This is a genomic window from Marinobacter sp. (assembly GCF_046484525.1).
In the GTDB taxonomy this organism is placed as follows: Bacteria; Pseudomonadota; Gammaproteobacteria; order Pseudomonadales; family Oleiphilaceae; genus Marinobacter.
This window is the reverse complement of the sequence record NZ_JAWOIS010000038.1, coordinates 1-22,066: the sequence shown is the minus strand read 5'-3', so window position 1 is coordinate 22,066 and position 22,066 is coordinate 1. Positions and strand designations below refer to the sequence as shown.

General features: G+C 47.9%; 19 protein-coding genes. 3 read left to right on the top strand and 16 right to left on the bottom strand.

The features are described from left to right. The first annotated feature begins 61 nt into the window (after positions 1-61). Complete coding sequence (locus tag R6W86_RS08225) at positions 62-1,588, top strand: lipopolysaccharide biosynthesis protein (protein WP_410328879.1); 1,527 nt, start codon at positions 62-64, stop codon at positions 1,586-1,588. Here R6W86_RS08225 and R6W86_RS08220 read toward each other — a convergent pair whose 3' ends face one another. From R6W86_RS08220 to R6W86_RS08200, 5 genes are read right to left on the bottom strand one after another with little or no spacing between them, the layout of a single operon-like run. After that, positions 1,589-2,530: a glycosyltransferase gene (locus R6W86_RS08220; protein ID WP_410328878.1), complete on the bottom strand. Its 942-nt coding sequence runs from the start codon at positions 2,528-2,530 to the stop codon at positions 1,589-1,591. A 48-nt stretch (positions 2,531-2,578) separates the two neighbouring features. Continuing rightward, the gene (locus R6W86_RS08215) at positions 2,579-3,556 is read right to left on the bottom strand and encodes a glycosyltransferase family 2 protein (protein ID WP_410328877.1); all 978 of its coding nucleotides are present in this window, start codon (positions 3,554-3,556) and stop codon (positions 2,579-2,581) included. A gap of 36 nt (positions 3,557-3,592) precedes the next feature. Beyond that, positions 3,593-4,564 carry a glycosyltransferase family 2 protein gene (locus R6W86_RS08210; RefSeq protein ID WP_410328876.1) on the bottom strand — a complete coding sequence of 324 codons (972 nt, stop codon included), beginning with the start codon at positions 4,562-4,564 and terminating at the stop codon, positions 3,593-3,595. A gap of 58 nt (positions 4,565-4,622) precedes the next feature. Continuing rightward, positions 4,623-5,981, bottom strand: a complete 1,359-nt coding sequence (locus R6W86_RS08205) for an O-antigen ligase family protein (RefSeq protein WP_410328875.1) — start codon at positions 5,979-5,981, stop codon at positions 4,623-4,625. Next, the gene (locus R6W86_RS08200) at positions 5,978-7,126 is read right to left on the bottom strand and encodes a glycosyltransferase family 4 protein (RefSeq protein WP_410328874.1); all 1,149 of its coding nucleotides are present in this window, start codon (positions 7,124-7,126) and stop codon (positions 5,978-5,980) included. The genes R6W86_RS08205 and R6W86_RS08200 overlap by 4 nt, the downstream gene beginning before the upstream one ends. Positions 7,127-8,125: 999 nt before the next feature. Between R6W86_RS08200 and R6W86_RS08195 the strand changes: the two genes are divergently transcribed. Next, the gene (locus tag R6W86_RS08195; protein WP_410328873.1) at positions 8,126-9,169 is read left to right on the top strand and encodes a hypothetical protein; all 1,044 of its coding nucleotides are present in this window, start codon (positions 8,126-8,128) and stop codon (positions 9,167-9,169) included. Between the two features lie 196 nt (positions 9,170-9,365). Further along, positions 9,366-10,484 carry a glycosyltransferase family 4 protein gene (locus tag R6W86_RS08190; RefSeq protein ID WP_410328872.1) on the top strand — a complete coding sequence of 373 codons (1,119 nt, stop codon included), beginning with the start codon at positions 9,366-9,368 and terminating at the stop codon, positions 10,482-10,484. A 4-nt stretch (positions 10,485-10,488) separates the two neighbouring features. Here the strand turns inward: R6W86_RS08190 and R6W86_RS08185 are convergent, their stop codons facing one another. From R6W86_RS08185 to R6W86_RS08135, 11 genes are all read right to left on the bottom strand, one after another. Further along, a complete protein-coding gene (locus tag R6W86_RS08185) occupies positions 10,489-11,604 on the bottom strand; it encodes a CapA family protein (protein WP_410328871.1) in 1,116 nt (371 codons plus the stop codon). Then, a complete protein-coding gene (locus R6W86_RS08180; RefSeq protein WP_410328870.1) occupies positions 11,597-12,862 on the bottom strand; it encodes a CoF synthetase in 1,266 nt (421 codons plus the stop codon). The genes R6W86_RS08185 and R6W86_RS08180 overlap by 8 nt, the downstream gene beginning before the upstream one ends. Positions 12,863-13,483: 621 nt before the next feature. After that, positions 13,484-14,371, bottom strand: a complete 888-nt coding sequence (locus tag R6W86_RS08175; protein WP_410328869.1) for a glycosyltransferase family 2 protein — start codon at positions 14,369-14,371, stop codon at positions 13,484-13,486. A gap of 48 nt (positions 14,372-14,419) precedes the next feature. Continuing rightward, on the bottom strand, positions 14,420-15,391 hold the full coding sequence (locus tag R6W86_RS08170) for a polysaccharide deacetylase family protein (RefSeq protein WP_410328868.1): 972 nt from the start codon (positions 15,389-15,391) through the stop codon (positions 14,420-14,422). Between the two features lie 57 nt (positions 15,392-15,448). Next, positions 15,449-16,123 carry an N-acetyltransferase family protein gene (locus R6W86_RS08165; protein WP_410328867.1) on the bottom strand — a complete coding sequence of 225 codons (675 nt, stop codon included), beginning with the start codon at positions 16,121-16,123 and terminating at the stop codon, positions 15,449-15,451. After that, positions 16,120-17,466: a phenylacetate--CoA ligase family protein gene (locus R6W86_RS08160; RefSeq protein ID WP_410328866.1), complete on the bottom strand. Its 1,347-nt coding sequence runs from the start codon at positions 17,464-17,466 to the stop codon at positions 16,120-16,122. Before R6W86_RS08160 ends, R6W86_RS08165 begins: the two co-directional genes overlap by 4 nt. Continuing rightward, positions 17,463-18,578 carry a glycosyltransferase family 4 protein gene (locus R6W86_RS08155; protein ID WP_410328865.1) on the bottom strand — a complete coding sequence of 372 codons (1,116 nt, stop codon included), beginning with the start codon at positions 18,576-18,578 and terminating at the stop codon, positions 17,463-17,465. Before R6W86_RS08155 ends, R6W86_RS08160 begins: the two co-directional genes overlap by 4 nt. Further along, a complete protein-coding gene (locus R6W86_RS08150) occupies positions 18,575-19,705 on the bottom strand; it encodes a glycosyltransferase (RefSeq protein WP_410328864.1) in 1,131 nt (376 codons plus the stop codon). The genes R6W86_RS08155 and R6W86_RS08150 overlap by 4 nt, the downstream gene beginning before the upstream one ends. Before the next feature lie 10 nt (positions 19,706-19,715). After that, a complete protein-coding gene (locus tag R6W86_RS08145; protein ID WP_410328976.1) occupies positions 19,716-20,393 on the bottom strand; it encodes an FkbM family methyltransferase in 678 nt (225 codons plus the stop codon). Between the two features lie 3 nt (positions 20,394-20,396). Continuing rightward, positions 20,397-21,554 (bottom strand): glycosyltransferase family 2 protein, encoded by a 1,158-nt coding sequence (locus R6W86_RS08140; protein WP_410328863.1) that lies wholly within the window; start codon positions 21,552-21,554, stop codon positions 20,397-20,399. A gap of 20 nt (positions 21,555-21,574) precedes the next feature. Then, on the bottom strand, positions 21,575-22,066 hold a 492-nt coding region (locus R6W86_RS08135), incomplete at its 5' end, for a DUF3473 domain-containing protein (RefSeq protein ID WP_410328862.1).

The following is a 22,066-nucleotide window of genomic DNA, read 5'->3' as shown; positions in this document are numbered from 1 at the left end:
CGTCCGGCCGGGCTTGTGAGCTATACTCACCGCCAGGACACCTTCACATGGATAGTATCTGATGCGCGCCAAGCGGTTCGTCGCCAGTTCCCTCGCCCGGACACTGGAAACGGTTGTTGCCATCATCACCGGCCTGATCATGATGCCGCTGATGATCCGTATTCTGGGCGAAAACCTCTACGGCATCTGGATTGTAATCGGGAGCATAGTCGGATCCCTCTATCTTTTCGATATCGGGATGTCTTCAAGTGTTACCCGTTACATTGCCTTTGCGCTGTCACGAAAAGACCGGCGGCGCGCAAGCCAGGTGATGTCCACCGCTTTCGCCATCTATTCTGCCCTGTCTTTAATTATTATTCTTACCGCCGTCGTCATCGCACTTAGTGCAACGTTTTTCGTCGAGTCTCCTGAAAACACACGGCTGGTGCAGATTCTGATCCTGATTGTCGGGCTCAATGTCGCCGTCGAATTTCCGTTCAAGAGCTACGCGGGCATTGCTGGTTATCATCTCAGGCAGGATCTTCTCTCCTACTCCCGAATTGCGTTCAAGGTAGTCAGCACCCTGTTCATTGTCTGGTTGCTGTTTGAGGGATATCAGCTGATTGCCATTGCGCTGGTACAGCTGTCCTCGTCATTCTTCTCCAACCTGGTATTTCGCTTCATCGCACATTACCTGGAACCCGACGTACGTCTCCAGCCCCGGCTCATTGATAAGGCTACCGTTAAAGAAATCTTCAGTTTCAGTGCCTGGGCTTTTATTGTGGACCTGTCACGGCTTTTAAAGGAACGAGGGGATGTCTGGATGGTCGCGGCGTTTACCACACCTGCCTTGCTGACTGTCTATTACGTGGGAGTCCGGCTGGTGGAATATTCCAACCAGCTACTGTACAAAGCATTCGGATTTACATTACCACTGTATGCCGAAGCGGTTGCGCGCGAGGACGACACTGAACTGGCTCGCAAGGTGCGAATGTTTTTGCGCCTCAACACGATGGTTGCTGGCGGCTTACTTATCGGAGCCTACCTGTTTGGAAACCACCTTATTCGCCTGTGGATGGGGAGCGACTTCCAAAGCGCCGAAGCGTATCTTGTTCTGGTTGTACTGCTCTCAGCCAAACTGCTTGTATTTATTACCGCCCCATACAGTAATGTGTTGTTTGCCATCGCCAAACACCGGTATCAGGCCTATGTTTCTGCTACTGAAACGGCGGCTTCCCTGATTCTGATTCCAATACTGATCCATCTGATGGAGAAGCCTCTTCTTGCGGCTTCCATAGCCATCGGCTTACCCTTCCTGGTGACTCGACCGTTCATCATTCCCCTCCTTGTCTCGCGTCACAGCAACGTGCCCGTCACGTTGCTGTACCAAACTGTTCTACCTTTAGTCGCAAAAATCACTGTATTCGGACTGTTGTGGTATCTCGGCATCAGCTTTGCTGCCGGAGACCCGGGCTTGATGGAATTCCTTCTGTTCACCGGAACCTTTGGCTGCAGTTATGCGATCTTTGCCTACCTGCTCCTGCTGGATCACGAGGAACGTAATCTACTCTTGTCCGGTATCGGCTTGAGAAAACAGACCCAGCCCTGATTACCGGAGATCCTTCGGGCGATTCTTCTCCCGGTAGTACGCGAAAATCCCCTGAAACATGCCCAACTCGATCGCATTTCGGTAATAGCGGCTGCTATCACCCAAAAGTTTACAAAGCTGTGTTTTCGTAAACAGGGTTACAAGCTTCCGAAAAAGAAACCTGGGCACACCGAACCAGTGTTTGTAACCGTCGAACTCCCCATATAGGGCGGCCTTCCCTTTCCCCTGGCGATAGGCACGCCCCCTGAGCCAATCGATGGAAAGCTGGTTTGGTCTGATCTGATGATGAACCAACGCGGTGGGTATGTACGCACCTCGGAAGCCAGCTTCCGAAACACGGAGCAGAAATTCGGTTTCACTACCCATTGTGTAGCTTGCACTCTGGGACGGTCCGATCGACGGATCGAACGAATACCCGGCATCAAACACCCTTTTCCTGACAGCCATGTTGGGGCCCCAGATTCTTCCCGGCCGAATTTCTCCCTCGGGCAAATCCCAGTCCGCAATCACATACGCTGAACGCGTAAAACCATTCTCCAGATCGATCCCCTCCTCCGGCTCCATGCCTTCCGGAAACAAAGGCAGAATGCGCCCTCCAAACAGATCGAACTGCGGAAGCCTCTTCGCCCCGGACCAGAGATTTAACAACCAGTCGGGATCGGCTATAACGTCATCGTCCGTGAATACAACCAATTGCCCTTCAACTTCCGGCATCGCCCGAAGTAGCGCATTGTTCTTGCCAGCAGTGACCTCTTCCAGGTATCGGACAGGAAGGGATTCAGAAAATCCGGACACCAGTTTCAACGTCTCAGGCCGGCAAGCGTTGTCCACCACAAAAACCTGCCAAGCCAAGCCATCAGTTTTAAGACTCTGAAAGTTCAATAAGGTCTTGGCAAGAATCTCATCCCGATTGTAAGTGGCCAACACCACGGAAATGTCCACTAAACATGCCCCGATTGTCGAATATCCGTTAATACGAGTACCCAGGTCCTATCTTCCGCGCTGACCGGCCCGCAGCTTGACCATTCGGTAGACCCGTGGCGGAAGCAAGGATTTCAATACGCCACGCAAAGCAGCGCCACTCGGTTCGGAAACAAACGACCAGGCAAACGCGCCCAAGGCCGCATTCGGCCTGGCTTCATTATGAAATAGAATATAGCCAATCTTCAGAAGGCTCCGTGCCCGCCACGCTTTCGCTAAAGACCTTATTCGCGGAGATTCCGAGCTGCGCAAAACCTTCTCCGCAACAACAACCCTCTCCCGGAATTGCTGCAATTCCCGTTGCTTGGAAACACTACCCGGGGTATCGCGGTATAAATAGAATGGTTTATCGCGGTAAAGAATGGGTCCCAACTGGGCGAGTCGAATCCACATATCCCGATCATCCAGGTTCCTCAGAGACTCATCAAACGGGCCGGCTGCCTCTAGCGCGGAGCGGCGTGCAATCACGCTTGATGTACCAACGAAGTTGGTTTGGAGGAGTGTAGCGAGGGCATCTTCGCTGGACAGTTGCCAGGTATTTGGGGCAACGGGCTTTGTTATTAAAACTTGGAGCGTCTCATACCGGTCTATATTCCTTTCGATGCGAATATCGAGATTCTCGTCGGCAACGTGGAAATTGCTGCAGATCATTACCGATTCAGGGTTGCGCGATAAGGCATGAAGCACTGCCTCTATTTCTTCCGAAATGACTATGTCATCGGCATCAAGAAACAGTATGTATTCGCCAGAGGAGGCCGCAACGCCTTTGTTTCGTGGCGATGCAGGCCCACCGGAGTTTTTCTGTCGAATTAGAGACACCCTGCTATCCTTGACAAAGTGTTCGATCACAATCGACAACTCATCGGTGGAGCCATCGTCGACTACGATGACCTCCAGCTCTACTCCCTCAACATCAAGGACCGCGTTGAGAGTTGAGCCAATGGACTCGGAGGCGTTATATGCAGGAACAACAACTGAGAGTTCCATTTTGCGTCCTTTCGTAGTTGTCTCGGAGACTGCTTGTCACATCCCTAGACGGTGTTTCAGCGATCTGATTACAGCCACACCACGCCGACCCAGCAACGATTTGAGATAGAGCGAAAGAAAACGGAGCTGCAGACTATGGTTGAGACCTCGTACCAAGGCTCCCCGTGACGCCCGCATATCACCCCTCGAAAACAATTCATACGCCATCGAGGAATAGTTCAGTGCTATCTGATGACGAATATCCTTCGCAAAAGCTTCACTTACAGGATCTCGGAGCTGTTTTTCGAGCACCCTGATCCTTGCATCAGCACGCTTCAGCGCCCCTCCCCGCGAAATGCTATTTTCCCGGATCCTATAGAGGTGGTATTCCATGTCCAGAAAAACGATCGGATACTTCCTGGTGATTCGGAACCACATATCTTTGTCGTCACCGTTTTTTAGTGACTCATCGAAGCCTCCAATTTCTGAAAATACACTCGATCTAATCGCAACTCCGGAGGTTCCAATAAAGTTTTCCCGAGCGAGATGCAAACAGGCATCAAGTCCATCGATGAGAAAAAAATGACCTTTATTTACCGTACGAATTTTTTGGATCAATTCGTAATTATCCAGAAAGCGATGTTTCAGTATTTGCCCACTTTCACCAATCGTACCGAAGTTAGTAAAAACAAGTCCGGCTTCTGGAAATGACTCGAAAGCCTTGATAGTTTCTGAAAGCTTTCCCGGTAACATGATGTCATCTGAGTCAAAGAAACAAAGAACTTCTGAGCGTGCGAATGAAACACCTCTATTTCTTGGAGCGGACGGCCCACCACTAGCAGGCTGGTAAAAATACCGGAACCTAGGATCATCGAGAAACTCAGCCACCAGTTCCGCTGTGTTATCAGACGAACCGTCATCGACAATAATGACTTCGTCATCTGCAGAAATCTCTGATGCGACAGATTGCAAAGTTCCGGCGAGCAATTCTCCAGAATTGTAAGTGGGAATAATTATGCTTGCTCTCATCCAATCACGATCCTTCGATTAAATTCCTTAAGCCGGCAAGGCAGTAACAGCCCCTTTATTAAAACCGGTTTATTCCACGGGCCAAACCGAAGCGCCGGGAAGACTCGGCTGAAATTTTCTTGTGGTCCTCCCCAATATTACTTTCAGAGACCCGCGACTGAACCGCTTTCAACAGAACAACTGACAACCCACCAAACAGATACCATTCGTAGCTTTTAAGACCATAACTAGCCAAGCTAAACAAGAGATTCATGAGCAACCACACCTGCATTGCTTGGCAACTTCGATATAGAAAATCATCGCTGGAAAGTCTGCCCTTTATGAGTTTTGACGCTTCACGAAAATTTCTGATCATTGCCGAAAGGTAGAGAATGAATAATACCAACCCTATAAGGCCAATCTCCTGCCATATCTCCATCCACAAGATATGTGAAATCTGATCTTTTCCGGCCACGTTCCAGTTAGCTTCCCGCGACGTACCTAGTCCATGTCCAATGATCGGGCGATTCAATGCGACCTTGAAATCTTCCGCCCAGCCCTCAATCCGGCCCTGCGCTGAATAAGATTGGCGTGTATCGTCACTGACTATAGACAGATACCGATCTTTCTGGACATCAGTAAGGTTCAGAAAAATAACTGTCAGACCAATAGTTCCCAGCAACAACAACAAAAATTTATGAGTGCTCTTCCACCAAATACCAAACGCAATTATCGCCAAAGCCAATATTCCCGATCTGGACAGTGTCAAGCCCATCGTGTAAAGCAATAAGGGAACTAAAAGAAGATAAATGAAAAATGCTTTCTTATTGGTCGGCGCAAAAACGTAGTGAAGAAACGGGATTACAGTAGCAATCACAAAAGCTAGCCCATTTGGGTTGATTACGTCCGCTGGGGCTCCCGCCAGTCGGCCCGCAAAATCTCCGCCTCCCAAGTGTGTAGTAGATCCCAAGTAGCCCGTTGTTATATTTAGGAGCAGCGGTTCTATTATTCTTAGAAGATTACATCCGACAAAAATTGACAGAATTATTTTCAATCTAGCACTATTAACAACCAAATTAATGGTAAAGAAATAAAATATAGCCCCCTTGATAAACGCAACCATACCATTGTTTATTACCGACCCAGGCCACTCAACCAATGGTAACGTGACAATAGAGTACACAAAGATCGCAAGAAGGTATTGCGAAGCAGAATCCAGCCTTGTAGTTTTTGTTGATTTAGCAGTCAAAATGAAATATGAAATTGCTGCCACCAGTATAAGATCAAACCGAATTTCACCTAGAACCGGCATTCGCGCTGGCAACCGTAGAAAGAAGCTAACTAGGTAGAGTGAAAATAAAACAAACGCAACCTGAGTGTCCTTCTCATTCACCTTAGCATTAGAGGAAACTGCGGAGACCAAACCGAAAGAGCTCATCCAATCACCTTTTCATAAAGTTCGTAGACTTCCGCCGCCGTTTTTCTAACATCGAACCTCTCTGCAGCCGCTGGGGCAAACTTCTCAAAAGGTTCCCTCCCCATTTCGAGACCCCGGAGAATTCCCTGAGCCAAGCTAATCGCATCACCCGTCGTGACCTGTATTGCAGGAGTTTTCTCCAAAACCTCTCGAAGTCCGATACAGTTGCTGCCTACAAACGGCACTCCTGAGCAGAGAGCTTCCATTGGTTGAAGCGGACACGCTTCCCATAATGATGGCATAACCACCACGTCACAGCCTTTTATTGCTCCAGAGACATCCGGGGCGAAAGGAACAAATGTAAAGTATGATTCCAGCCCAGCACGATTTATCTCGCATTGCTCTTCTCTAATGAACGCGCCGGACCCGTAGCACACGACATGGATATCCGGCGAATCCTTATCACTTCTGAGGTAATCAATTGCGGAAACCAGATATTTGAACCCCTTCTGGCTCATGAATCTACCAAAAAAACCGATGAGCTTAGCCGATGAATCCAATCGAAATTGCCGGTGAAGGTCAGTTGGCTTTGAACTCCGGAAGGGAAAAATATCGATACCATTTCTGATGGTAAGGCTTTTTTTCCTAAGGAACGGAAAATAGGACAAAAGATTCGATTCGGCATCTTTCGACACCGAATGGACTAACCTACATCTTCCGAGCGCTACCGCAAGCCCGATTCGCCGAATCAAGCCTCCAGGACCCTTGAATTGGCCCTCATTAAGTATGTCATGTGAGGTACAAATTATGGCGGTTCGAGAGCTCAAGCCAGTTGGGATGCAGGCAACGGCAGATGTATATCCGTGCGCATGAATCGCATCGAAATGTTGTTTCCGATTAAGCCTCAGAACGGCCTTCGCAATGTTAAGAGCTTCATTTCCGCCGGACGGGACCAAGGTCCAACTATCCACTCGATCACCAAGCTCGGACCTGAGAACACTCATACCCTCGTTTGATATTCCTAACACAGAAAAATGATAGGCGTCAGACGGGAAACCAGAAATAACATACTTTAAAAAGGTTCTTATACCACCAACGGGCCAGCGTACCACCAAGAGTATGTGGCGCTGTTCAGTTTGTCTTTCCGCGATCCTATGCTTACCCATTAAATACCCATCCCTGTATATCCTAACCCGATTTAAACCTTTCCAATTATAAAACGGAATGGCCCCACTTGCCTCCGATACAGTCTAAGCCGCAAAACATGAAAACCCGAACGGCATCACCCTTGATTACTGTGATCTTTGATCATTCTCTGCTATTTTTGATGAAAACACACTCAATACCCCTAAGCCAGATAGCCTGCATCATCGATGACACACTGAGCTTCGTAGTGCATTGATTTCCTTAGGATTCGATAAAACGAACCTCGGCAGCCTATGTGAAGATTCCATAAATCCACCTTAGCGGGCCTTCGACCAATGCTCGGCTTCATACCGGAGTGCCAGTGATTGAACATCTCCGCTTGATGAATTTCCTGATGACCCTGAACGATTTTGGCTGTGGAGGAACTCAGTGCGAAAACGGTCATCAGATCACCACTACTACCTTCTTAAGTAATCAGGGCGTAATCTTCCATGCACCCAGCAAAACAGTAGGGCGGACCCTGACCAATACAACATAAAAAAAGAGACCAAAGTTGGGTGTCACGGTCCCATGCGGCAAGCTGAGGTGGCCTCTCACCCCTTCCTCATAAACACTGCACGGGTTTTATCTCTTATGGAGTCACACCAAGAAACCTCAACGTACAAGAGAGACCAAGATCCGCGACCTTTTCTTCCAACCACCGCCAGGGACCCTGCCGGCCCAACAGCACCAAGAAAAGCCCGAGTCGAATTTTCAGCTTCGCGTTGTGCTTATCGGCTTCGGCAAAGGCTCCTGATACTCGGTTGACATGAATTCTTTGTTAGTTGACGTTAAGCCTGTTATCACTGATATTTTAGCCTTATTCAGCGTCTCTATTATCCGGATAATACTATAACTGGTCCTTCTTATGCCTAAAGAATCAAAAAATACTCATCCCTTTCGTGTAAACTTGATCAGAGACCGTTAGGAGTTTAGATCAATACCCTTTTCCACATTTACGCGATATACTGAGGTGGTCTATGACCCTTAAACGTAATTTCACACGACAATTGTTGCTCTCTGTTATTTGTGCTGGAGCAAGTTCTATATGTTTGGCGGAGCCTCAGATACAATCCGTAAAAGGGCAACTCCTAAACGGTGCTAAGCTCTCAATTTCCGGTAATAATTTCTCGTCGGCCAATGCTATTCCTGCCCTTTACGATCATGTCGACAACCAATCAGAGTTTAGCACATTATCAGATGGCTCAGTTATCCCAGAAGATAGAGGTCCGTGGACTCATAACACCAGTATTTATGGTAACCCAATAACTATTGCCCGTAACGGTGATCTTCGCACACCGGATAGTAAAGCGGTATATGAGGGAAGAGTAAAGTCCTACCTCGGGTGGCCACGATCCATGCAAGATACTGAAACCAAAACTCTTTATGTGTCATGGTGGTATAAACCTTCACAAACCGTTGACCAAGGGGGTTCAAACAAGTTCTTGCGAATCTGGGATGACTCCAGCGGGAACAATACGCGTATTTCGTGGACCCAAATGCATATGATCTACGATGCTCTTGACTTGGGATATATTCCTCCTACAAGTTGGGCTACTACCCAGCCAGATCCAGGAACCTGGAACCGCCTTGAAATCTACGCGGATGCTGACGCAGGCGCGATAACAGCGAGCCTTAACGGTGATGTGAAGCATAAGCTCAACGATTTCAAAAAATCACCAACATACCGCGGTTTAACTGTTGCTCTCGTTGGATTTGACCCCAGTATAAAGGATAATTATCCAAACTATTCGTTTCGAATGACTGACATTTACGTTTCAGAAACCCAAGCCAGGGTTGAAATATCGGACTCGCCTACTTGGGACCCAACTAGCCATCGTGAGGTTCTGAATGTAAATTCGTGGTCTGATCAGTCAATTGATGTAACCTTTAATCTATACGCTCATAAGGCCAGCTCTTCCCTATATCTCTACGTAATTGATAATAATGGAAGCGTGAATGCTAATGGATACCAGCTTTGCGAAAAATGCCCAAGCCAAGTTCAATCCATCACTATAGAATAGTGCGCCAAGATCTTTACACGAATCATAATTTTGGCGATTATCAGATTTTTTGGCTACAATTCAATAGCTTCTTGGTTAACTTACCTAGGCGAATCACACCTATTTCTTCAGCTAGATATAAAGGGAAAGACGCGGAAAGATGAGATGCAATATCGTTTACAAGGAGGATTACCCATGGGACGTAAGAGTCGAAAAATTGGCGAAAGCCTTATCTGAAAATGGGTACGGCGTTACGATTACGTGTCAGAATAAAAATCAGAACGAAGAGCATGAAGTTATAGATAATATAATTGTTTCTCGCCTACCAAGAACACATTTGTTGCCACTCTTCATGCAAAAACTGGTTAACTTTCCAGTATGGTTTAACCCGGTTTGGATATACTCAATATATAAAAATAGCCGAAATCTAGAAGGAGGGATTATCGTTGTTAGGGATCTTCCTTTAGTATATTCGGGAATCATTGTAGCCAAATTAGTAAAGGCAAAGTTAATTTTTGATATGGCTGAATGCTATCCTGAGATGTATGCATCATCTCAGCAATTTTCTAAGTCCTCTTTTTTGGAAAGACTACTCAAGAATCCTAAGCTCGCAGCTAGGTATGAAAAATCGTCACTGAAAAACGTTGATCAAACACTAGTCATGATTGAAGAGTCCAAGACTAGAGCAGCCAAAATTGGAGCGCCCGTAGATAGGGTCACAATTGTTAGTAACACCCCATCTTTAAATAAATTCCAAGGAATTTTACACCAACACTCAGGAACAAGCCTGAAGATCGTTTACGTTGGCTTTCTAACAAAGCTTCGTGGCCTGGACATTCTTATTCGAGCAGTATCAGAATTTATAAAAAATGGACATTCCTCCGATGATATTCAAGTAGATATTGTCGGTACGGGTAGCGAGAAGAACAACCTAATAGAACTATGCGAGCAATTAAACGTAACATCATCCGTAAAAATTCATGGATGGCTGGACCAAAGCCACGTCGATAAGTTAATGCAAGAATCAAATGTTGGTGCGCTAACTTACAGAGTTTGTGGCCACTGGAATAACACTATACCAAATAAAATATTTGATTATATGCTTGCCGGTATACCAGTCTTAGCGACGCCGGTAATTCCCATCGAACGTATAATAAACGAAACCGGTTGTGGAATCGTCTGTAAAGATCAGGATCCTGTCGATATTGCTTTGAAATTAGCTCAACTTAGAGATTTTAAGGTAAGAGACGACTTAGGACAGAAAGGCTATCAGGCGATCTTAGAAAAGTATAATTGGCAAAATGATATGGAACGCCTAATCAGAGCAGTTCAGTAAGCCGTTAATTTCCGGACAACCTCCTAATCAATGTTCTAAACACTGACTGAAATAGGAATATTAATGGATATCTATAAGAGTTCCTAATGAAATAACGGTAGCTTGAATATCTGAATTTATTTTCTTCATTACGGTATTGTTGCGTATACTCTTCTTTAGATAAATGCATATAATCGTTATCCAGATAACGTTGCCATGATAAAAGCCCATCGATAGTTTTTGATTCATTCCGTGATGCAGGCCGGACACAACCACTTTCATTTACAATTACCGGAACATAATCAAATCTGGGCTCATCGTTTTTGGTAAGTTCAACATTCGCTATAATCGAGTACTTGGTCTTTCTAGACCAGAGATCAAAGATAAAATTCCCCAACGAGTAAAAAATTAAACCATTTTTATAACGTTCCACTGGCTGTAAAACATGCGAATGATGACCAAAGACCACGTCTACACCATTATCAACAAGGCTGTGCGCTAACTGAACTTGGTCTAAACTCGGATAGTCGAGGAACTCCAATCCCCAGTGAATTGAGCATATCAAAAATCCGGAACAGCTCGCTCGTAATTTTTTAACTTCCTCTAATAGTAACTTCGGATCCGAGCGCAAACTATAGGGAACAGGCCCGTCTGCCCACTCTTCCGGTCGTGTAGATACTGCAAAAATGAAGCTTTCATTTCCATCGATATGTTTATGTTTATAAGGTTTAGTTATACCGTTGCTATCATCAACACCAATTGAGGGAATTCCAGAATCCTCAAGCTCAATCAACATATCATTAAATGCGTCAACTCCATGCTGCATGGAATGATTATTTGCTAAACCCAGTAGATTAATACCAGCTTTTTTTAACAAACTAAGATGCGCGGGATTTCCACGCATCTCGTAAGATGGAAGCCAATATTTTTTTAGTCCTTTGTCTGAAGTAACAGTTTCTAGATTACCAATAGTTATCTCGGATTTCCTCAAGTGACGGGACACCTCTGAAAGCACGTCGTCTAAATGTCGAGAAAAAATACTTCGCATTCCGTGCCCAACACAAACGGGGTGATCACCTAAAGAAATATCGCCTACCGCAGAAATTTTCAAGGTGCTTTCAGATATGGCTTTGTCAGTCATTTTTTTGCGCCAGACGCTGAATAAAATAGCTCTTTTTATTAGCAACGATATTTTCGTCAAGATCAAATATATACTCTGCGTCAATCTCTAAGTTGACCTTGTCATAGAGAGCTTTTTTCAGATAAATACAAAGGTCCTCAGTACCAAGCTTCGGCGAAGGATCCGTAGTTATTAATACTTTTCCGGCTTTTTCCTGAATGATCTGGAAACAAAAATTTTCATTTCTCTCTCTGAGATAACTATCTAAAATATACGCGAACTCAACACTATGAAATCGCCCTCCGTTTTTAGAAAACACAAATTGATTGACTGAACGACCCTCAATTTCAGTAATCACTGTTTTACTTCCAAAAATTCCACAGTTTGCAGACTGTAATTTTATTATGTCGCCCAATTTGTATCTAACAAGTCTTTGTGATGACCTGGATATGTCTGTAACTAGGCATCCATCATCAGATTCTTCTATCACAAGCCATGGATTCACGAGATGCCGGTGTCCCATTCTACATTCAAATGCCATGACGTCGAATTCTGTAGACCCATATTCCTCAAGTACAGGACAATTAAACGCTTCTGAAACCATAGCTTTTTGAAACGGAGTTATATTTTCGGCCGTGCAAATAACACATTTTATTCCCTTTGGAATCAACCTCAATTCAGATAACGCCTTGGACGCCTCTATAACTAATGAGGAGTACCCATAAACATAGTCTGGACACGATGCTATCAATCTTTTCACAACCTGATGTGAGCATTCCCCCTCAGGCGTGAATAATTTACGATTCAATAAAAAATTCTTTAGTTTTCCTTTAATATCGGAGTTTCCTCGACCCCATATTCGTGCTTCTCTGAGACCCAAGCTTATTCCATGATGATTGAAGCAATATTCCCTGACGGCCAACATTCTCTCAAGTTCATCATTAGAAAGTGTAATGAAAGTAGGTTTTCCTGTAGTTCCTGACGTATGTCGTGAAAACCCCATTCTTAAAAACCTCCTTGAAGATAGGTCCCGTTTCGAAAATGCTTCCTTGCCCATTACAGGAAAAGATCTTATATCTTCCAGTCTTAAAATATTATTAGTTAAATTTTCTTGGTTTGCCTTCGAGATCAGCTCTTGGTTAAGGATTTCGTGTCTGGCTTCTTCATTCATGCTCCAATATTGATCGACAATCTTAAGATAATATTTAATATTCAGCCCCATGACCTTATACGTAATTCTTGCAAGATAGTATCTTAAATTTCGAAGTAACTTTCCCACAAACCAACCCTTGATACCAATTATCTTTTGATTCACATATAAACTGAATGCAACTTTAAGGACGATCTGTTTAACGACTGATTTCCACCTGAACTATCATTAAGGTCAAAAAAACAATAATTAAAACGAAATATTGGCATGATAGTCACTCTTGTTTGGTTTGTTTTGTTTTTTTGTGCGTTTCCCGTCGTCTCTGCTGAAAAGAGACGCACTGGACCTATGCCAACAAGTTTTTCACCGATCAACAGATTGCTGAATTTAGCCTGCAAGTTCAAGCGTTTGGTGTACTTTTCAAGGCCACGATAGCGGACCTTGCCATGACCGAAGACCCGTTCTATGGGCCGAATGAATGTTCAATTTTTTCAAGAACACCGGTGTTGATTTGGTCAGCTTTCAGGTTGGCGGCCTCCACAGCTTACTCCGCGAGCAAGGGATCTGAACGATAAACCAAGAAACGTTTCTGCGGTTTTTATATTCTTCCCTTTTTTGAATGCCAAGATAGTAGGCATCATCACATACGCGCTGCTTCTGACCGTTGATTTGAGAATAATTTTAATAGCCCTAAATATTTAACGCATTTAACCTAACGTGCTTTGACCTTCGTCCCTTGTAAGGAGTCAGTTAGAACCTCCGCAAGAGTAATTTAATAAGGGATCGCCACGCCCGTCCGTAACCGACATCCTGCCCTAAACCAGTTACAATATCCCGCAAGGGCTCAACGAAGGTTCTTTCGGCTCTGGCGATTGCCAATCCTCTACTCACATACATGTCGGCCCACGCCCGAGAGACTACGTAGTCCGGAGTATTATTGGGGAACTTTTCTAAAAAATTCCGTAGGATTTTGAATGCATTGTCATAACGACCACGATAATTTTTGGACATCTGCCCTGGCCAGACTCGGTATACATAAGTTTTAGCAGGCTCATACTTGAAATCCCAGTTTACGGAATACCGCAGCCAAAGATCCCAGTCGATTCCCATTGGTAGCTCTTCGTCAAAAGTCCCATTCTTTTCGATACATTCTTTCCTAATTACAGCCGTTCCGAAAGGTATGAAATTTTTTATCAATAAACTATCAGTTATTTTTCCTTCATGACGGTGTTCATGAGTTGATTGAGAAATTGGTTCGCCAAACTGGTCAATGTAGGAAACTTCGCTGTACACAACTCCTACAGTCGGATCGATAAAATGCGGCACCTGCATGCTCAGCTTCTGAGGTTGCCAAATATCATCGGCATCACAGAACCCTATAAACTCTCCTTTGGCTTCAGAGATTCCCCTGTTCTTGGCCTTCGGCTGACCTTGGTTTTCGGTTCTGATGTAATTGACACGGGAATCTATTGCGAATTTACGCATAAAAACCGGAGTGTCATCCGTCGATCCGTCATCAACCACAATTAGCTCGAGGTTCGACCAATCCTGATTCAGCACTGATTCCACTGCCAAAGGCAAATACTGCCCCATGTTATAGGTTGCAATAACTACGCTAACCAGAGGTTCACTTTCCACACGCAATCTCTTTGGCTCCTTTCAGAATAAACTCGTTCATAACTGACCCTAACGCATGGCCAACCAGGTTAGGCCATAAAGTGCTTTTTCAAAGGTCATCGTAGACCTGCTTGCCGGATACCGCTTGATCTCAAAAGCATCCTGAATAGCCTTCTTTCCGGGGTGCGCTACTACTCCGAATTGATAACCTCCTAGCTTGAGCGCCTCTTTTACTTCTGGGGTGTAATCTGATGCTTGGCCATTTGGATAGCAGAAAAGTGGCTTGGTTTGCCCAAGTTCAGTTGCTAACCGACATTTAGGTAGGGTTATCTCGCGTGCCAGCTCGTCGCCATTGAGCCGGGACATTACGGGGTGCGTATGAGAGTGGCTCCCAACTTCTAAAATGCCAGTTTCCTGCATTTGTCGTAATTGTTGCCAGGTCAGAGGCCTGCAAGAGGGTGGAGGTGATTTAGGTAAATCCACATTCAATTTCCCAGGCAATTCATCAATCAATCGTAACCTTTCGCGATTCGGCAACTTTAAACAATGGTCTGCGATCTGATGCCAGGCGCTTTGCCACTGCGGCTTGATGGACACCTCGCCCAGGCCCTCAATCGGGATTGTGTCCAACTCCGCACGCTCCAATAGAAAGGCAATCTGGTCAGGCCATAACCATACCTCGCCGTCAATGAAGCCTGTTGCCACAAAGATCGTTACTGGGACCTGCTCTTCTGCAAGGATCGGAAAGGCGTAATCGTAAAAGTCGTAGTAGCCATCATCGAAGGTAATGACAACTGCGTTTCGCCTACTGCGGCCCTGAATCATGGGGGTTAACAACTCAGAAAGAGGCAGTGGGTTGAAATCACGCTTGATGGTCTTTACCTGTTCACGGAATGTTTCGCAGGTAATAGCGCCACCCCACCCATCCGGGTTGACTCGGTGATACATAAATATTCTCGGGTGGTTCGCTGTTAGCAGCTTAGCCACCTGCAGGCCTCCAAGCGGCTTTATCATACGGTAGATCAACGTGTTGATGTTCATGATGTTAGTTGACTCCTTCGGCCCATTGCGCGAAGTTCCACCAGGGAAAACATCTGCTCATTTGCGCCTCCAAAGGACAAAAGGTCGATACCTACTGAGTGCCCCGCAATACATGTTCAATTGCCGCTTGCTGAAACCTAGCTTTTCATGGGCGCGCCGAGAACCAAGGTTTGAAGTTTCAATGATGGCGGCTAGTTCTGCTTTGCCATCCTGTTGAATTGTATGTTTGGCGAGAGCCCCCAGCATTCCTTGAAGTACGCCCTGGCAGCGCCATTCCGGGAGAGTCAGGCTGTCGTAATAAAACAGCTGGTCCCGGCCAAACGGGACATTAAATCCGTACTGCTGTTCAAAATGAACATCGCCATCATGCGCCCACAACAAGCCTACGGCGTTATCGCCATCGAAAGCGATTACGTACCTATGCCCCTGACCGAGACGCCGATCGAACAAGACTCTTGTCCGCCCCAACTGGTTGAGGTGTTTCTCGCAAGGAACCTCGGAAGAAACCTCAAACTCAAATCTGTTGTTGGCTCTGATATTCGTCAGCGTGGCATTTGGTGCCGTAAAGGTGTAGAAGAACAGTACTGGCCACCGGCAAGTTAGGCGCTTGACTGCAATCCAGCTCACGCCGGAAAGTCCATCACTCCGATACCGCCTTGCGACTTTTTCAATTAAAGACACCGGTTCGGAACTTCCATTGTTGTCAGCACAAACCTTGTCGCCGTGGTTCATGATTGAACCCTGCAAATAGAAAATCGATACTTGCCCGACGGCTCTTGCGGGATATACAGGATGTCATTCACCTTTAGCGTCACCCGCTCATCAAATACTTCCCTCATTGAATTGATCAGCTGTCGATCAGTTTCCTGTGTAAAATCGACACCCTTAACTCGATTAATAATGATTTGATCTTCGGCTTCCTGGATTAGCTGCATCTGCTCAATGCCGGGGACCTTCGTAAGAGTTCGTTCCACCAATGATATGCCGGCAACCTGCCCCCCATCAGGAAGCTTAAGAAAATCTGCCACCCTTCCCTCAAGGCGCTCCAGGATCGGAAGCCCACGTCCACAACTACAAGGCCTCTCGCGGTATACCCCAACATCCTCCACTCGGTACCGAATCAGGGGCATCGCAAAGTTATTAAGATCCGTCACCACGATTTTCCCTGGCTCGCCCGGTTTGACGGGTTTGTTCTCTCCGTCCAAAAACTCCACGTACACATGAGGAATATTGAGGTGCATTCCTTCATGTCGCTCACATTCACACGCGATAAGCCCCACCTCTTCACAGCCATAACGATTGGTAACCGCGCAGTCGAACACCTGTTCAATCACCTTGCGCTCATGGTCCAGCAACATCATTGAGGTGGCCACAATTCCCTTGGGTCCAAGGTCGGTTATGCCCTGATCGCGCAGGTAGCAGGCAAAAATAAAAATCGAATGGGCATGCCCGAAGATTGCACCGGGCTGTTCCGCACGCCACCGCTCAACGAAATCGCCCATGGAAGTTTCGTTCAGGTTCATGGTGTCCAGGTAGATTGTTCGGTCCAGAAGATGATGGCGTATTTTCTGTTTCATCGTTGACGGCACCGGAGGGTTACCCCAAATTGCGGCTTTCTTCATTCCCAGATCCCATCCGGACCAACGGTCTGCCATTAACTGGGCTGCGTTTCGTCGCTCCTGGCAGGCTTCATCGAAATATAGCTGGAGGGAGACGCCGGTTGATCCACCGGTTTTTGCGCTCACCAGTTCGTTTCGATCAATCTGGTCACTGATGAAACGCTCCAGGTTGTTGCGAATGTCCGATTTGGTCGTTACCGGAATCCTGAGCAGGTCGTTTTCACTCTGAATACTGGCTGGTGCTATTTCGTATTTACTGAATACATCCCTGTAAAAAGGACTGTGTTCGGCCGCGTGTGCCAGTAGCTTTTGTAATCGTTCCCATTGCAGCATTCTTAGTCGATCGGTTGGCCACCATTGCTGCTCCTCGAGTGCTTGCCATTCCTTCAACCGCTGGCTTCGGTCTTTCAAGTCCCACAGGGGATAAAAAACGTGCCGGGAAAGTGACTCCATCATGCTTCCGCCATCCCTGGTTCAATCTGGTGGTACAAACGAATGTGTTGGTTAAGCATGCTTTCCAGTGAATAGCGCCTGGCCATTTGCTCTTTGTTTGATCGTCCCATCGCCAATCGCCTGTCCGGATCATCGATCAGGGCTTCGAGCCGGTCAGCCAATAAAGCTACATCCCCGACGCCAACCAGATAGCCATTAACTCCATCCTCAATGATTTCCGGGTTGCCGCCCGTATCGGTGCATACCACGGGCTTTCCGCAACGCATGTACTCGATGATGGAATTGGAGAAACCTTCGGTTTCGGAGCATAAAACGGCGATATCAAAGTCCTGGATATGGCGCTCAGAATCAGGCTGACTACCAAGAAATTTGACTCGTTCAGCAATACCCAGCTTCTCGACTCTTTGACGATAGGCAGCTTGATCGCCGCCTCCGACGATGCGAAGCTCAACATTTCTGCCGGAATGGTGAATTCGCGAAACCGCTTCAATCAGGTCTTCAATCCGTTTGATTGGCCGCAGGTTGGCAACTATGCCAATGATGAGCGGTTGTTTCCGGTTGTGCTGAGTATTGGGCTCGTCTCCACTCGCACTACATTCTTCGGTTCCCTCGGGGTATCCGTTGTAGATGACATGAAGCTTGGATTCGGGAACCCCTTCAACCTTTGCGGTAATGTGAGCCACCGCCTTGCTGTTGCAGACTACTCCCTGGGCAAACCGGTCGGTCAGGCGCAGGGCCCGCAGGTAAACACCGGAGTACCAAAACCCCATGTCCCGGCGCGAGATCAGGGTCTTCAGTCCAGCCAGTCGCATCATTGGAGGGCAAACAACCGAGGCATCGTTAAAGAAGACATGGACAACCCCGAATCCGTCATTGGCCAGCGTGCGTCCATAACGATAAACCGCCCACCAGCTGCGGGGATCTGAAATGCGTCCAATATCAAGCTCCTCAATCGCAACGGGAAATGCATCACTTCCGCTGTATTTACTCGCTCTGAAGACCGCGAACCGTATGGTCCATCCCCGTTGGGTGAGACCTTCAACGAGCTTGAATACCTGACTTTCAGTACCCGCGTAAGGGTTTTCATATCGATCCATCACAATGCAGAGCTTCATGCCACAGCCCTCTGATAGACCTGCAGATACTTTTCTGCCATGGCATGACTGGAGTAGTCCTTTTCAATCCGTTGCCTGGACCATTGCGCCCTGTCTGCGCTCTGCTCCGGCTCCTTTAATACGGAAATCACCTCATTCGCCAACGAACCCGGAGTTTCCGCACGGATAACTCTGCCACCTTTGCCGGCACCAAGGACTTCACTGATCTCCCCTACATTGGAGGCGACGATTGGCAAGCCCACGGTCATTGCTTCCAGCAATGTAATTGGCAAGCCCTCGGTGAGTGAGGGCATGCAAAGCACATCTGAACGCTTCATGATGCCGGGAACATTACCTAGATATCCCGGCATCATTACCGCGTCGTCCAGGCCAAGCTCATGGGTCTGCCGTTCCAGTAAAGCCCGTTGCGAACCCTCACCGATCAGCAGTAATCCAGCAGAGGGAAAAAAACGTTTCACCTCTGAGAATGCTTTGATCAGGCAGTCAAACCCTTTCTCTCTTGCCAGCCGGCCGACCCCCAGCAGCAAAGGGCTGTGAGTCTTGGCGAAGTCCTGAATATTTTCGGGGACTGCCGCCTCTGCATCCGCCAGGATGCGCCTTGCGTCCAGACCATTCGGGATTACGGCAGCCTTGAGAGAGCGCCCTATCGCTCCGGGAACCTGGGTTTTCATGGATTCAGATACAAGCACAACCTGCCGCATCCGCCCAAGTGCCAGTCGGTCCACCCCCTCATAAAGCCAGGATTTGGTAAAGCGTGGTGCCCGGACATACCCGTGTAGGGTAGTAATCAGAGGAATCTTCCGGATCGATTCGGGCCAAAGCCCCATCAGCACGTTGAACTTGTATCCGTGGGAGTGCATCAGGTCAAAGCCCTCATCCTGCGCCCAACGCCAGATCTGTCTGGCGCCTGTCAGGTTAAAACCCGATTTCATGCGCCAGCTGACAATTGGAATACCTCGCGCCCGTGCTTCGCTTTCAAGTGGCTTTTCAGACTGGCCTTTCTCCCCAGCACTCAGAATCAGCGGGGACATGCCACGGTTCAATTGTTCCTCGGCCAAGGTGAGCAGCATCTTCTCTGCCCCGTAGAGCCCGCCACTGTCGATAAGGTGCAACACTTTGAGTTCCAACTTTACGGTCCTACAGAGGAAACAAGTCCAGCTTTTCATTGGGAACAAAGAACTTGTTGTGAGACCCCTCGATAAACCTGAGGCTGTAATTCTCTAGCACTCCAACCAGACCCTTGGCTTTCTCTTGTGCCAGCTCAGCCATCACAAAGGGGCGATGGGAGTTAATGACCCCAATCGAACTCTTGATTATTTCTTCATCACAACCTTCAGCATCAATCTTCAGAAAGTCGAGGCTCCAGCTTTTCGGCAGAAAACTGCTTAAGGGAAACGACATCACATGAATTTCACCTTCCGGAACCATATGAGATTGGAAGAGATTCTCTTCCGGTATTGTGAAGTCCACTTCTTGTGTATCAGTTGATACGGCGCCGTTAATCAACGTGACGTTCTGAGCGGCACTGGCCGTCACATTGTTCGACAGCAGATCAAATGTTTCCGGTATTGGTTCAAACGCAATTACGCGCCCCTTTGAGCCAACCAAGCTGGAAAAGAGAAGCGTGTAATAACCGACGTTGGCACCGATATCGACCACTTTAGCCCCTGCCGGGATTATGTTTTTCAGGACGTCGTACTCCCGCTCTTCCGAACGAAATTCCCCCTTTCGGATCTGTCTGCGGTAATAGTTGATCTTTAAAAGGCGTACTATCCCCTTGGGCAGACGCTTTGCTTGTTCCCTGATCACTCCCATCAACTACCCCTTCCTCGGCTTCCAGACCACCCGCTTCTCCCCCCGCAAAAACGCCATCACCGCCTTGAGCGATGCCACATTCAGCAGCAGGAAGTAGTAAGGCACAGAGTAAAGCGGCCCAAAATTGCGGCCCTCGCTCTCATTCTTCCGGCCGATCCAGGCCAGCCCGTAAAGCGCCACCAGTCCCAGAAATGCCAGCGGGTAGATTCCGCCCTTTGGCATCAGGAGCAGTGTTGCCAATGTAAAGATTGCAAGTGGCAGGAAAGCCAGGTAACGCAGCAGCTTGTGGGAGATCAGCTGAATGGCGAAGAAGCCATAACGCAGCGGATTCATCAGGGTCGCCATGTCTTTGAGCGCCCATAAAGCCCTCAGGCTGACCCGCACCCGCATGCTGAACTCGCTGCTGCTGTCGTTGAGTACCGGCTCTTTCAACAGTGCCCGGGGTTCGAACACCACGCGGTAGCCCTGCTTCACGACTTTCAGTGGCTGCACGAAGTCCGGCAGCTGGTCGGGGCGCAGGGGTTGGTAGAGCGCCTTGCGCATGGCATCGATTCCGCCGTCCACACCCACGATGGATCCGGTGAGGGTCTCCTGCTCCCGCAGCCAGTTCTCGTATTTCATGTAAACGCTGCAACCGTCACCCACCATGGAACCGTCGTCATTCACGTACACCATCTTGCCGGTGACGTAACCGACATCGGGATCGTGAAAGTTGCTGACGAGGTGCCGAAGCGCACCCGGCTCCCATTGGGAGTTGGCATCGGAGAACAGGAGGATTTCGCCGGTGGCGTGGGCGACCAGCGTATTGAGACCGGCGGTTTTGCCCTGGCGGGGAGTCTGACGGAACAGGCGGACAGGCACGTTCGCCTCCGCGGCCACGCGGCGGACGATATCGTCTGTGCCATCGTCGGATTCATCCGAGATGACGAGGATTTCCAGCCGGTCTGCGGGGTAATCGAGGGCAAGCTTGTTTCGCAGGGTCGCCTCGATATCCGCCGCCTCGTTGTAGGCGGCAATCAGTACAGACACGGTCGGCCTTTCACGGACGTCTTTGCGAACCGGTGCTGCAACCGTGTTCGCCATCAGTTTTGCCACCATCGGATACCCGAGATAGATATATCCGAGTAACAGCAACGACAACCAGAACAGCAAGTAGAGCATGATTAATCTTCCCTGACGTTCTATAACGTCCTTACGAATTTCTGAGCGCTGAGAGCCTGTTCCTGGCCGTCAGCGTTTATTGGCATTGCGGGGTTCAGACTGGCTGGCTCAAGCACTCCTGCTTCCCGCAATACTTCGCCCATGGGCGCAAAATCGAACCGCTGCAACAGCCTGTTCAGGCGTGCCTCGCAGACATCCAGGTTGTTGTAGTGCCGGAACCTGGACAGCCATTTGACCTCGAGCCGCGGTTGCTCCGGGTCCACCTCCCAGGGGTGCAGGTAAAACACAAATGGCCGCCCCTGGCGATTGATCGAGCCGAGCCCCCATTGGCTGAACCAGTAGGGAAACAGCCGGAAATACCCGCCACCGGCGATCGGCAGGGTATAGCCGGGAAGTTTCAGGGTGCTCAGGGGAAATTCCGCCAGTTCATGACCGTTATCGGTCTTCAGGCGGTAAGGCCAGCGGGGGGCGTCCGGCATGCCATAGCGGTCATGGTGTACCGGAAAGATGGA